Here is a 13,628-nt window from a genome sequence, read left to right on the forward strand (position 1 = left end):
ATAAATAGAGAGGCTGGATTTATCTTGTTCGGCATGTCTTGATAAATAGAGAGGCTGGATTTATCTTGTTTGGCATGTCTTGATAAATAGAAGGGCTGTATTTATCTTGTTTGGTCAGTCTTGATAAATAGAGGGGGTGTATTTATCTTGTTTGGTCAGTCTTGATAAATAGAGAGGCAGTATTTATCTTGTTTGGCATGTCTTGATAAATAGAGGATATCTATGTTGCTTGTTTGCTCTGTCTTGCAACATTGAACTCTCGAACATTGCTAGTCGGCGCTCACTAGCAACATTGAACACCTGAGCATTGCTAGTCGGCGCTCACTTGCAACATTGAACGCCTGAACATTGCTAGTCGGCCCTCACTTGCAACATTGAACACCTGAACATTGCTAGTCGACGCTCACTTGCAACATTGAACGCCTGAACATTGCTAGTCGACGCTCACTTGCAATATTGAACTCTCGAAAACCCACATTACCTCATTTTCCCCAAAAACAAAAAAACTGAGACATGTCCTCATGTCTCAGTTCCATATATGCTAATTAGTTATAAACACCTTGATCTCTCAAGTACTCTTCATAACTGATTTCTTTAGAAATTGCGCCGTCTTCTTTGATTTCAATTACGCGGTTAGCGATTGTATTGATAAATTCAAAGTCATATGAAGTAAAGATTAATGATCCTTTGAAATTCTTCAATCCATCATTGACTGCAGTGATACTTTCTAAGTCTAAGTGGTTTGTTGGTTCATCTAGTAATAATACGTTAGAGTTTGATAACATCATTTTACTTAACATACATCTTACTTTTTCTCCACCTGAAAGGACACTTGCTTTTTTCTTAACTTCTTCACCACTAAATAACATACGTCCAAGGAATCCTCTTAAGAATGTTTCTGTTTGTTCTTCTGGTGGTGCATACTGTCTTAACCAGTCAACTAAGTTCATTTCTATACCTTCGAAATAATCTGAGTTATCTTTTGGTAAGTATGATTGTGTAGTTGTAACACCCCATTTAACTGTTCCTTCATCTGGTTCAATTTCACCAGCTAAAATACGAAGTAGGGTAGTTTTAGCAATCTCACTTTCTCCGATTAATACAGCTTTATCATTTGGGTTCATTGTAAATGAAACGTTATTTAATACTTTTTGACCGTCAATTGTTTTTGAAACACCTTGAACTTGTAATAAGTCGTTACCGATTTCTCTTTCAATCGTGAAATTAACAAATGGATAACGTCTTGATGATGGTTGAATATCATCGAGTTCAATTTTTTCAAGCATTTTCTTACGGCTTGTTGCTTGTTTAGATTTAGAAGCATTCGCACTAAATCTTGCGATAAAGTCTTGTAATTCTTTAATACGTTCTTCTTTTTTCTTGTTTTGATCTTGAGCCATTTGAGTAGCAAGTTGACTTGATTGATACCAGAAGTCATAGTTTCCGACAAATAGTTTGATTTTGCCGTAGTCTAAGTCTGCTATATGTGTACATACATTGTTTAAGAAATGTCTATCATGTGATACGACGATAACTGTATTCTCAAAATTAATTAAGAAATCTTCTAACCAAGCAATCGCTTTAATATCTAAACCGTTTGTAGGCTCATCGAGTAATAGAACATCTGGCTCACCGAATAAACTTTGAGCAAGAAGTACTTTTACTTTTTGGTTGTTTTCTAATTCAGACATCATTTTGTCATGTAATTCGTCTTTAATACCTAAACCTGAAAGTAATACAGATGCATCCGCTTCTGCATTCCATCCGTTCATTTCAGCAAACTCACCTTCAAGTTCTGCTGCACGCATACCATCTTCATCTGAGAAATCTGGTTTCATATAAATTTCGTTTTTCTCAGTCATAACTTGCCATAATTTTTCATGACCTTTTAATACAACATCAATCACTTTTTCATCTTCGTGCGCAAAGTGATCCTGTTTTAATACTGCTAGACGTTCATCTTTACCAAGTGAAACGTGACCTGATTGAGAATCTAATTCGCCTGATAATACTTTTAAGAACGTTGATTTCCCAGCTCCATTAGCACCGATAAGTCCGTAACAGTTACCTGGTGTGAACTTAATATTTACATCTTCAAAAAGCTTACGATCACCGAAACGTAAACTTACATTCGTAACTTGTAACATTAAATGACTCCTTTTCATTAATACTTCTACCGATGAATTATATCATAAATAAAACAAAAATGGGCAAGAGTTTGAACAGTCGTTACACGAAGCAAAATGCATGTTATAATGAATAAACGAAAAACATATGAATGGAGAATGACATGGCACACGAAAAAGATACGCTTGTAGGTCGCATAGACTTTTTAAAAGTGGATAGATTGGAAGGTTCAACTTATCATTTACTTGGACCAAATAGCGAACCTATTAAAATGAATGCTTCAGAAGTCGAAGATGACGATCAATTAGAAATCGGTGAAGATTATAGTTTCTTTGTATATCCAAGCCGATCTGGAGAATTATTTGCTACACAAAACATGCCAACGATTACAAAAGACCGTTATGATTGGGTAAAAGTATTGAGAGTAGACCGTGATGGTGCTGCAGTTGATGTAGGATTACCTAGAGAAGTACTCATTCCATGGGAAGATCTACCTAAAGTTAAAGAACTATGGCCACAAAATGGTGACATGATATTCTGTACGCTTAGAATAGATAGTAATAGTCAAATGTTTGCGAGACTAGCAACAGAAACAATCGTCGATACGATGTACAAATCAGCTGAAGAATCTTTATTACATCAACATGTAACAGCAAGACCATATCGCTTATTAAGAGTAGGTACTTTCCTATTATCTGAAGAAGGTTATAAAATATTTGTACACGAATCAGAACGTAAACATGAACCAAGACTAGGCGAAGAAATGGACGTTAGAATCATCGGCGTAAAAGAAAACGGTGAATTAAATGGTTCATTCTTACCATTGGCACATGAAAGGCTTGATGAAGATGGTCAAGTAATATTTGATTTGCTTGTAGAATATGACGGAGAATTACCATTCTGGGATAAATCAAACCCTGAAGCGATTAAAGAAGTCTTTAATATGAGTAAAGCTAGTTTCAAACGTGCTATCGGTAGATTATATAAACAAAAATTGATCACAATCGAGACTGGTAAAATTACCATCACTAAAAAAGGTTGGGCTCAAGTTAAAAAAGAAGACTAATTATAAAACCAAACTGACACTTCTAAATGAAGTTAAGTTTGGTTTTTTAGCGCGTTTATATTCCATTTAATTACAATATTGACATAATTTAAAAAGCGTTGTAAATTATAAATGTAACAATATCGAACATTAATAAACAATTAAATATTTGGATCGTGACTATTCAATTAGGCGAAAACCACAATTCTTGAGGTGCATCAATCACCTCTAAGTCTTGTGGTATTTTTTATTTCAAATGATTGGAGGTATTGCTGCCTATGATAATCAAACAAGTCCTTAACAATAATGTTGCTATTGCCATCACTGAAAATGGTGAAGAAGTTATCGCTATGGGGAAAGGGATTGTGTTCTCAAAAAAGAAAGGTGATTTCTTATCTCATCAAACACCCGAGAAAATCTTTAGACTCGATAATCAAGAAGTGAGATTTCATTTACAATCTTTAATTAATGATGTACCCGTACCTATTATTACGACATGTTGTGAAATCATAAATGATGTTCAACATAAATTTGATTTTACGTTTCAAGATTATATTTATGTCACGTTAACACACCATTTACATCACGCTGTTAATATTCATCAAAACAATCAAAAGATACAGACATTTTCTATTGATGTTAAAAGCATTCATCCTCGTGCATTTGAATCTAGTTTATACGCATTGACGATTATTAAACGAAATTTAAATATTTCTTTCCCAGCATATGAAGCAAATAATCTAGCATTACACTTTATCAATGCTGAGCAGCCTGAGGGTATCGAAAATCAAACGGCTTATAAGAATAAAAATATTCAACTGAACGATTTAATCAATTGCTTAAATCAAATAGGTATCACTCGGAATAAGTCCAATGAATATTATTATGATAGATTCATCCAGCACTTAAAGTATTTAACAGAACACATTCTTGATTATTCTGAAGACTTATCTCAACAAGTTGATATATCATTCCAACAGCATTTAAAAACACACTATCCAAATTCTTATTTGTACGCAAAAGACTTATATCATGCCATATCAAGAAAGTTCAATATTGTTATTAATCAACATCACTTGTTCTATTTTCAATTGCATATAGAACGCATATTATCATCACAAAAAGGAGGCACAACAAGAGATGAGTAGAGAAGAAAATATGATGGTAGGTTTCACTATTGTTGCGATAGCTGGGGATGCAAGAAGAGAAGTTATGGCGGCTATGGAAAAAGCTAAAAATGGACTATTCGAAGAAGCGCGTAGTCATATTGAAAGTGCAAATACATATATAACGGAAGCACATAAAGAACAAACCCAATGTTTAGCTCAAGAAGCAAGTGGTGAATCATCTGAATTAAGTTTTATTATGGTACACGGTCAAGATCACTTAATGACAACGATGGCACTACGTGATTCTGTAAATTACATCATTGATATTTATGAACAACTTCAAACTTTAAAACAAAATGGGTGATACATGTGAATAAGATAATTAAATTTATTGAAAAGATGAAACCATTTTTTGAAAAAGTGGCTTCTAATCCATACTTAACAGCAATTAGAGATGGCTTCGTTGCATTAATGCCAGTTATTTTATTTTCATCATTATTTATTTTAGTTGCTTACGTACCGAACGTGTGGGGATTCCATTGGCCTAAAAATATCGAAACAACCATTATGAAAGTTTATCAATTCACGATGGGTATGTTAGCACTTTATATGGCAGGAACCGTTACGAAATCATTAACTGACAATAAAAACTTAAAATTACCTAAAACGAACCAAATCAATGTCATTTCAACATTCGTAGCTGCTGAATCTTCATTACTAATTGTAGCGATGAACCCCGTTAAAGACGGGATAACCATTGATATGCTTGGTACTAAAGGACTTATCGCATCATTTATCGTGGCATTTGTAATACCAAATATTTATAAATTCTTTATAGGTCGAAATATCACAATCAAAATGCCACCTCAAGTACCAGGTAATATCGCACAAGCGTTTAAAGATATGATCCCGTTTGCCGCTTCTGTCGGTTTATTCTGGATTATCGATATCGTGATTCGTCATATTGCTAATGGTAACTTAGCAGAATTGGCAACAATTCTACTGTCACCACTATTTACTGCTGCAAATGGTTACTTAGGGTTTGCGATTATATTCGGATTTATTGCATTCTTCTGGTTTATAGGTGTACATGGACCATCTGTAGTAGGTCCTGCTGTTATTGCGATTATGTATAACAACCAAGTTGAAAACTTAAGATTATTTAGAGAAGGTCAACATGCACATATTGCATTAACACAAAGTACGCAAGACTTTGTAGCACTGATTGGAGGTACTGGTGCCACATTCTTAGTTCCATATATATTTATATTCTTGTGTAAGTCTAAAGAACTAAAAGCTGTTGGTAAAGCATCATTTATTCCTACAACGTTTGCTGTAAATGAACCTTTACTATTTGGTGCACCAATTATTTTAAATCCAGTATTCATGATACCGTTTATTGTTACACCAATTCTTAATTCATGGGTATTGAAATTCTTCGTAGAGAATTTAGGCATGAATGGTTTCATGCACTTCTTACCGTGGCCGACACCAGGACCTATAGGTATTTATATGGCATCTAACTTCGCGCCATTATCATTATTATTAATTGCCGTTATCATGATACTCGACTTTGTGATTTGGATGCCATTTATTAAAGCATATGATCGCATTAAAGTGAGTGAAGAACGCGGTACGATTGAAAGTCAAAATATTGTACAGCCTCAATCAAACGTAGAGTCAAACGAAAATAGTCAGGTAGAAACTACTGATACTAAAGTTCAATATGACATTAAGGATCACGTCAATGTATTAGTCGTATGTGCTGGTGGTGGTACAAGTGGTATACTCGCTAATTCGTTAAACAAAGCTGCTAAAGAACAAAACATTCATTTAAATGCTACTGCGAGAGCATATGGTCAAGATATGGATTTAATTAAAGATATGAACATTGTTATATTAGCCCCTCAAATGGATTCAATGAAAAACGAAATGAAGAAATATACTGACCAACATAATGCTCTTCTTATGACAACAACAGGTAAAGAATATATTGCACTTACAAGAGATGGAGAAGCGGCAATAGAGAAGATATACAAACTACTATCAGAAGAAAAATAAACTAAAGGAGTATAAGCATGTTAGAATTACCAAAAACTTTTGTACTAGGCGCTGCAACTGCAGCATATCAAGTAGAAGGGTCAAGCAAAGTAGATGGAAAGGGACGTGTGCTTTGGGATGAATTTTTAGAAAGACAAGGACGATTTAGCCCAGATCCAGCAAGCGATTTTTACAATAGATATGAAGAAGATATTAAATTAGCTTCAGAACATGGTATTAAAGCGTTAAGAATTTCTATTGCTTGGTCTCGCATATTTCCAAAAGGATATGGGGATGTTAATCAAAAAGGGGTAACATATTATAAAAATGTATTTGCGACGTGTCGAAAATATAATATTGAACCATATGTGACATTACATCATTTTGATACGCCTGAAGAACTATTCAAACAAGGGGATTGGTTATGTAAGAAGAACATCACGCATTTTGTGAACTATGCAGCATATTGCTTTGAGACATTTAAAGATGATGTTCAATATTGGATGACGATTAATGAACCTATCGCATATACTTTAGGTCAATATGTAACAGGCGCGTTTCCACCTGGTGAACAATATCAAGTCGTCAAGTGTCTCCAAGCTCAACATAATCTTATTGTTGCGCATAGTAAAGTAGTTAAACTCTATAAAGAGAAAGGTTATGACGGAGAAATCGGTATTATACATGCTTTAACTCAAATTTATCCAATTGATGAACAACCAGAAAATGTGAACGCTGCTAAAGTACAAGATACATTTATCAATGGATTTTTATTAGATGGTACATTTTTAGGCGCATATTCTAGTGAGAAAATGGATGTAATTAATCATTTACTTAATATATATGATGGTTCATTAGATATAACAGAATCGGAAATGGCAATCATTAAAGAAGCTAGTCAGTTACAAGATTTCTTAGGCATCAATTATTATCAAAGTAATTGGGTGAAAGCAAATGAAGCGGATAGCTTAATACATCATAATGGTACAGGGGACAAAGGTAGTTCGATTTTTAGACTTAAACAAATAGCTGAAATTGTTAAAAACTATGACGTTCCAACGACTGACTGGGATTGGTATATTTATCCTAAAGGTTTATATGATATGATTATGCGTATTAAAGCAGACTATCCAAATTATAAAAAGCTGCTAATCACTGAGAATGGACTAGGGTATAAAGATCAATTTATAGATGAACAAACAATCATCGATGATCAACCACGTATAGACTATATAGCTACACATTTAGAAAGCATTAGTGATGCGATTAAAGATGGTGCTAATGTAACAGGTTATTTTGTTTGGTCATTGCAAGATATGTTTAGTTGGTCTAATGGTTATAATAAGCGATACGGATTATTCTATATAGACTTTGAAACACAAAAAAGATATATCAAGAAAAGTGCACTATGGTATAGAGCACTATCTGAGTCATTAGAGAATAAAGCAGAATAAAAAGCAAACTAAACCCCGCTTCTAGATTAAATAGAAGCGGGGTATTTATAATTAACTTATAGCTGTTGCATATTGTTCAATCACTTTATTTAAATTTTGTATATTACTAATACCTTCATCATTTAACCAAGCTTTGCATCCTTGTTCGCCATCTTTAACATATGCTTGAGTAGCACCTGCCCATGTTGCTCTTCCACATAATACACCGTTAAATTTAGATTCTGATTCATAAGCAAATTTCAACGTCTCTTGGAATAAAGTAGGTGATACGCCTGCACTTAAAAAGATAAATGGTAAATGTGTTGCATCTGATTGTTCTAAGAAAAACTGCCTAGCTTGTGATTTCGTATATACTGGATGATCGCCAAATCCTTCTACAAAATTCATATTAACTGGCACTTCCACTTTTAATACATCTACTTTAAATCGGTCTTCTGAGAATAATTTCATTGCTTCAATAACTTTATGAGGTTTAACTTTTGCGTATGCTTCGCTTAAGTTATCATCATTTGTTGCGTCATATGACACGATTTCTAAGAAAAATGGAATATCCAATGCGACACACTCAGCACCAACTCTTTCTACAAAGGCTTCTTTTTGTGCGTTGATTTCTTGTGATTCATCAATATCAAAATATACAAGTAATTTAATGGCATCTGCACCTTGTTGTTTAAGTGCGTGTACAGACCATGTATTTAATAAATCGGGTAATCGACCTGGTGTTGCTTTATCATAGCCTGTCTTTTCGTAAGCTAAGATTAAACCGCAGTTAGGATGTCTTTCTTTTGAAGCGGGTAAACCATACTCAGGATCTAATAATATACTTGAAGAAAATTCTGTTAATGTCTTAGATATTTGTACTTTAAAATCTTCTATCGTTTCTGCTTCTATATTTTCACCAAGCATTTTCTTTAATGCACCGCGTTGATCAATGGCAAGTGCAGCAATTTGCCCTAAATCGTTTGTGAGTTTTGATAAATTTTTAACCATTTAAAAACACTCCAATTGTTCAATTTTTATTATTGCTAAATAATACTCAAAATTCTCTTTCGTTAAGAATCCAGTTTTCTGTTCTAAAGCATTCGCAATTCCAGCAGCCATGGCTGATTTAACAGCATAGTGAACATCTTGTTTCTGTATAAGTCCATAACTAAAGCCTGCTATAGAACTATCACCAGAACCAACTGCGTTAACAGCTTTAATTTTAGGAATATTTACTTTATAAATTTGATGCTGATATTTATAAAGTGCACCATTAGAACCAAGTGAAATCATCACACATGGAATTTGGCTTAAAAGAGGGGATTTCAATGCTTCGATAATCTCTTGATGATTATCATGATCTTTCACATTAAATAGCTGATTTAGTTCCTCGATATTAGGTTTTATTAAATAAGGTAAGCTTTGACCTTCATGATTTAGTAAATCTTTTAAAGTATGACCATTAACATCCAACAATACTTTCTTACCGTAACTAGCAGCAATATCAATAAGCATTTGATAAGTTTCAACATTCATGCCTGGTAAAGCACTACCTGATATCGCAATAATGTCATGCGTTTGTATGAGTTCAGTCACATGTTTCATAAAAGACTGAATATCTTCTTGCGTAATTGAATCTCCAGGTTCAAGTAATTCTGTTTGAAGCGCTCCATTTAAAATCGCAATACATTGTCTCGATTCAATATTTGTTTCATAAAAATCATGTTTAATATGATCTTGATTTAAATCACGCTTAATAAAAGTGCCCGTAGTTCCGCCGATAATGCCAGTAGCTAAATGATCAATACCTAAAATGTTTGCTACTCTCGTAACATTCAATCCTTTGCCACCAGCTGTTTTAATAACATTTTTAACGCGGTTCGTTTGGTTCAATTCAAAATGATCTAGTTGATAGGCGATATCCACTGAAGTATTTAATGTAATTGTTAATAATTTCAATGTTTCACCTCATCCACATATTCTCCTTTATTCCATTTATCAATATATTTGTTAAACTGATTGGAATCATATTGAACTTGGTCGTCTGTTAACAATTGATTCATGCGTTCTATTAAGTGATCTGATTCCGTTGTTTGGATATACTCTGCATTTATAAAGGTCTCGACGATATCAGTTATTAAATCAATGCCTGAAATCGTCCCACCAACACCGATAATATTGCAGTTATATTTTTCTTTCGCTAAACGAGCGCTTGTAATGTCTCGAACAAGCGCAACTCTCGCATTAGGTACTTTATTTGCTGAAACACTAATACCTACACCTGTACCACAAAGTACAACACCTAAGTCAGCTTTTCCTTCTGTAACAGCTTTTGCGACATTTACACCATAAATAGGGTAGTGTGTTCTTTGATGGTCATAAGTTCCAACATCTATCACTTCATGACCAATACTTTTAATAAAATCTGATACTTTGATTTTTTCATCCGTAACGATATGATCGCATCCAATAGCTATCTTCATTTAACTTCCTCCTTAACACAAACTATTTAACATATCTATTCTGATTTGATGGCGGCCAGCATCATAAGATGATTCTCCAAATGCTTTAGCACAGTTAACCGCTAGTGTAGAGCCAACAATTTCAGAAGCAAGAATCATAATTTTTGTATTGTTGTGACGTGCTGTCATATAAGCAGAACGGTCATCTGAAACTGAAGCAGCAATTATATTTTTATGTTTGTTCGCGATAATGAATGGTGCAATACCATAATCATCAATGATTAATGCCTTAGCATCTTCATTATTTTTAACTGCTTCTATTGTATTTACAGTTACAGCAAACACATCATCTTCAAGTGTTTCATCATACAAATCGATCCATTCAATGTTAGAATGAGATAGTTCCTGAATAATCTTGTCTTTTAAAGGGCTGGATTTACGAATACAATTAATAAAAACTTTCATATACATCCTCCTATGTTTGCAATTGTTCGTTTTTGTTAATTATAATATAAAATCAAACATGTTTTCTGTCAATAAAAAAAGCAATATAAAATAGCGATATGCTATTCTATATTGCGTTTCTTTTAATATTCATTTTGATAACTATTTAATCTTGTTTGGATATGTGTTTAATATTTCTTCACTTACATCATCATCTGATATAACAGCATCGACATCGTTAATATTATAGAAGTTATATAATGCTTGAACACCGAATTTTGTACTGTCTGCTGTGATGTATTTAAGCTTTGCATTTTCTAAAATGATATGAATACCTTTACCTTCTTCTTCATTAGCAGTTGTTAATTTTTGACCATATATACCGTTAACTCCGACAAATGCTTTTGCTACATGAAAGTCTTCCATCATTTTATTCGCAAAGTGTCCGATAAATGTACCCGTTTTAGATCTGAATCGACCACCTACGAGTAATACATCAATGTTTGATAAATCTTTATATTGTAAGAATATATCAAGCGAATTCGTAAATATGCTTAAGTTCTTGTCTTTTATAAAATCAAATATAAGTTCATTTGTAGAACCTGAACCGATAAATATAATATCTTCATTATGAATGAGTTCTCCACACTTTTGAGCAATTTTCATTTTATTAGATACATTAATAGTTTGCTTTTCTTTATGTGACTTTTCATTATATAAATTATCTTCAATTAATTTAGCGCCACCATGAATTCTATTTAACAAACCATTGTTTTCTAGTTCTTGTAAATCTCTTCTAATTGTCATTTCAGCAACGTTCATCTTCTCTGAAAGGGAAGATACTTTCACAGACATATTATTTTTAAGTTCATCCATTATAAAACGGTGCCTATCAACTTTTAATTTCACTTGTGATCCTCCTATATATTAACTTTTTAATAAGTTCGAATTTGTTTGATTATATTGTAACACAAATAATATTAAAATTAGAATAATATATAATGCGGTTATTTAATAAGATATGTTTATATAAAAATATAGAGACTCACACACCATAAGATGTATCAGTCTCTACATTAATATTAGAAAAAATATTATTCAATTTCGTTTGTTAGTGATTCAAGCTCGTTAATTAAGTGACCGATATACGCGATTGTTTCTTTAAGTGGTTTATCTGTCGTAATATCAATTCCTGCCATTTGAGCAAGTTCAACAGGAGATTTAGAACCACCAGCTTTTAAGACATTTAACCAATCTTCAACAGCAGGTTGTCCTTCTTTTTCAATTCTTTGACTCATAGCAGTTCCGATCGTTAAACCTGCTGAATACGTATAAGGATATAAGCCCATATAATAATGCGGTTGGCGCATCCATGTTAATTCTGCACCTTCAGTTATTTCAACTTCGTCTCCCCAGAAATCTGAAATAACTTGTTTCTTAATACTATTTAAAAGTGGGGCAGTGAGTGCTTCACCTTTATCAACGTGTCTATAAACTTCTCTTTGATATTTAGCTTCTAATAAATGTGTAACCATATTATGATAGTACGTTCTTGAAATAATTGAGCTAATAACCCAACGTTTAAATTTCGGATCATCTGATTTCTTCAATAAACTATTAGCCATTAACATTTCATTCATTGTTGATGGTGCTTCGACAAAGTACATTGAACAATCAGCTTGATATACATTTTGATGTGCATTTGCTAAATTAAAGTGTCCTGCATGACCAAGTTCATGTGCTAATACAAATACTTCAGTCATCTTACTTGTCCATGAAATAAATATGAATGGGTTAACACCGTATGGACTTGCACAATAAGCACCTGTTTGTTTCCCTTTATTTTGAGGGAAGTCAATCCAGCGTTTATCATAACTATCATTGACCATTTGCATATAATCTTCACCAAGCACACTTAATGCTTCTTTAATATATTCTTTAGAACCTTCAATTGATACATCTGGTTCATAAGTAGGGTCTAATGATATACGTAAATCTTCAAATTTTAATTTATCTAGATTATTTGTACGTTTAAGTAATTGCGCATATCTTCTCATATGTGGTGCTAATTCTTCTGAAATAACATCTATTTGACGATCATACATTTCTCTTGTTACATCTTGTGATTCTAATAAGAAATCAATAACAGAATCATAACCACGTAATTCAGATTCAATTTTTTCTTTTTGAACGTGAGCGTTATATGTTGCTGCAGTTGTATTCTCATAACGTCGTAACGCATCGCTAAATTTCTTAAATGCATTGCGTCTAACTTCTGTATTAGAGTCTACTTCATAGTCACCTTCAAATGAAACATAATCTAAAGGTATTTCTTCTCCGTTCGCTTCAAAAGTACCAAACTCAATATCTAACATTTTCGTAATACCATATAATTCATATGGCGCACCAAAAGTAGGTGAGAAGGTTGCTAACGCTTTTTCTACTTCAGGATGTAATGTATGTTCTTTTTGACGTTTTAACAACGTTAAATATTTAGGATACTCAGATTGTTTAATTAAAGCATTGAATGCTTCATCATCTAATTGCAAAATTTCTGACTCTACAAATGACAATAAACCAGCTACTTTTCCATATGTAGTAGAAAATTGTGCAGCTACTTTTTGACTTTGTTCATCTGTCGTATCAGTCGAATAAAGTAATTCTGCATATGTACTTAAGTGAATAATACTTACAATTAGGTCAGCTTGTTCACGTAAAGCAGATTCAATTGTTGATATTTCATTTAACTGATTCACATATTTTTCATTAAATGCTGTAACGTTCTCAACTAATTCTTTTAATGCTCTATAAAATGCATCATTGTCTTGATACAAACTTGAAAGATCCCATGTTTCTTGAACAGGAACTTCACTTCTTAATAATTGTCCCATCAAATCACCCTTTTTTAAAATTTACTTATTTATGTACTTATGTACATATTATACATATAAACATCTTCTACGTC

Annotated in this window: 12 protein-coding genes; 5 read left to right on the forward strand and 7 right to left on the reverse strand. The window is 33.0% G+C overall.

Annotated features, from left to right (window positions below; genetic code table 11):
• Positions 1 to 545: 545 nt before the first annotated feature.
• Positions 546 to 2,147, reverse strand: coding sequence for an ABC-F family ATP-binding cassette domain-containing protein (locus LQ622_RS00240; RefSeq protein WP_037588021.1), 1,602 nt, complete (start codon positions 2,145 to 2,147; stop codon positions 546 to 548).
• A 143-nt stretch (positions 2,148 to 2,290) separates the two neighbouring features.
• On the opposite strand from LQ622_RS00240, the gene LQ622_RS00245 reads away from it, so the two are divergent.
• From LQ622_RS00245 to lacG, 5 genes are all read left to right on the forward strand, one after another.
• Entirely contained in the window at positions 2,291 to 3,193 is a 903-nt protein-coding gene (locus LQ622_RS00245; protein WP_126477863.1) for a CvfB family protein, read from the forward strand.
• 257 nt (positions 3,194 to 3,450) lie between these two features.
• Positions 3,451 to 4,320 carry a CAT RNA binding domain-containing protein gene (locus LQ622_RS00250; protein ID WP_126477864.1) on the forward strand — a complete coding sequence of 290 codons (870 nt, stop codon included), beginning with the start codon at positions 3,451 to 3,453 and terminating at the stop codon, positions 4,318 to 4,320.
• On the forward strand, positions 4,313 to 4,645 hold the full coding sequence (locus tag LQ622_RS00255) for a PTS lactose/cellobiose transporter subunit IIA (RefSeq protein ID WP_037588016.1): 333 nt from the start codon (positions 4,313 to 4,315) through the stop codon (positions 4,643 to 4,645). Before LQ622_RS00250 ends, LQ622_RS00255 begins: the two co-directional genes overlap by 8 nt.
• 5 nt (positions 4,646 to 4,650) lie before the next feature.
• Positions 4,651 to 6,342 (forward strand): lactose/cellobiose PTS transporter subunit IIB, encoded by a 1,692-nt coding sequence (locus tag LQ622_RS00260; RefSeq protein ID WP_239774511.1) that lies wholly within the window; start codon positions 4,651 to 4,653, stop codon positions 6,340 to 6,342.
• A gap of 17 nt (positions 6,343 to 6,359) precedes the next feature.
• Entirely contained in the window at positions 6,360 to 7,775 is a 1,416-nt protein-coding gene (lacG, locus tag LQ622_RS00265) for a 6-phospho-beta-galactosidase (RefSeq protein WP_239761924.1), read from the forward strand.
• Between the two features lie 51 nt (positions 7,776 to 7,826).
• Here lacG and lacD read toward each other — a convergent pair whose 3' ends face one another.
• The 6 genes from lacD to pepF form a co-directional block, all read right to left on the reverse strand.
• The gene (gene lacD, locus LQ622_RS00270; protein ID WP_239761923.1) at positions 7,827 to 8,765 is read right to left on the reverse strand and encodes a tagatose-bisphosphate aldolase; all 939 of its coding nucleotides are present in this window, start codon (positions 8,763 to 8,765) and stop codon (positions 7,827 to 7,829) included.
• Positions 8,766 to 9,716 (reverse strand): 1-phosphofructokinase family hexose kinase, encoded by a 951-nt coding sequence (locus tag LQ622_RS00275; RefSeq protein ID WP_239761922.1) that lies wholly within the window; start codon positions 9,714 to 9,716, stop codon positions 8,766 to 8,768. It lies immediately after the preceding gene.
• Positions 9,713 to 10,240, reverse strand: coding sequence for a galactose-6-phosphate isomerase subunit LacB (gene lacB, locus LQ622_RS00280; protein WP_239761921.1), 528 nt, complete (start codon positions 10,238 to 10,240; stop codon positions 9,713 to 9,715). The genes LQ622_RS00275 and lacB overlap by 4 nt, the downstream gene beginning before the upstream one ends.
• A gap of 12 nt (positions 10,241 to 10,252) precedes the next feature.
• Positions 10,253 to 10,684, reverse strand: a complete 432-nt coding sequence (locus LQ622_RS00285) for an RpiB/LacA/LacB family sugar-phosphate isomerase (RefSeq protein WP_206167057.1) — start codon at positions 10,682 to 10,684, stop codon at positions 10,253 to 10,255.
• Positions 10,685 to 10,825: 141 nt separating this feature from the next.
• A complete protein-coding gene (locus tag LQ622_RS00290; protein ID WP_172965063.1) occupies positions 10,826 to 11,572 on the reverse strand; it encodes a DeoR/GlpR family DNA-binding transcription regulator in 747 nt (248 codons plus the stop codon).
• 185 nt (positions 11,573 to 11,757) lie between these two features.
• Positions 11,758 to 13,554, reverse strand: coding sequence for an oligoendopeptidase F (pepF, locus tag LQ622_RS00295; RefSeq protein WP_239761920.1), 1,797 nt, complete (start codon positions 13,552 to 13,554; stop codon positions 11,758 to 11,760).
• Positions 13,555 to 13,628: the final 74 nt, after the last annotated feature.

It is taken from the genome of Mammaliicoccus sp. N-M50 (genome assembly GCF_022386995.1).
GTDB classification, from domain to species: domain Bacteria; phylum Bacillota; class Bacilli; order Staphylococcales; family Staphylococcaceae; genus Mammaliicoccus; species Mammaliicoccus sciuri_A.

Bases quoted from the DNA above. Each gene is read 5' to 3' on its own strand.
- lacB (WP_239761921.1), bottom strand. From the start codon at position 10,240: ATGAAGATAGCTATTGGATGCGATCATATCGTTACGGATGAAAAAATC.
- pepF (WP_239761920.1), bottom strand. From the start codon at position 13,554: ATGGGACAATTATTAAGAAGTGAAGTTCCTGTTCAAGAAACATGGGAT.
- LQ622_RS00245 (WP_126477863.1), top strand. From the start codon at position 2,291: ATGGCACACGAAAAAGATACGCTTGTAGGTCGCATAGACTTTTTAAAA.
- LQ622_RS00240 (WP_037588021.1), bottom strand. From the start codon at position 2,147: ATGTTACAAGTTACGAATGTAAGTTTACGTTTCGGTGATCGTAAGCTT.
- LQ622_RS00285 (WP_206167057.1), bottom strand. From the start codon at position 10,684: ATGAAAGTTTTTATTAATTGTATTCGTAAATCCAGCCCTTTAAAAGAC.
- LQ622_RS00255 (WP_037588016.1), top strand. From the start codon at position 4,313: ATGAGTAGAGAAGAAAATATGATGGTAGGTTTCACTATTGTTGCGATA.
- lacG (WP_239761924.1), top strand. From the start codon at position 6,360: ATGTTAGAATTACCAAAAACTTTTGTACTAGGCGCTGCAACTGCAGCA.
- LQ622_RS00250 (WP_126477864.1), top strand. From the start codon at position 3,451: ATGATAATCAAACAAGTCCTTAACAATAATGTTGCTATTGCCATCACT.
- lacD (WP_239761923.1), bottom strand. From the start codon at position 8,765: ATGGTTAAAAATTTATCAAAACTCACAAACGATTTAGGGCAAATTGCT.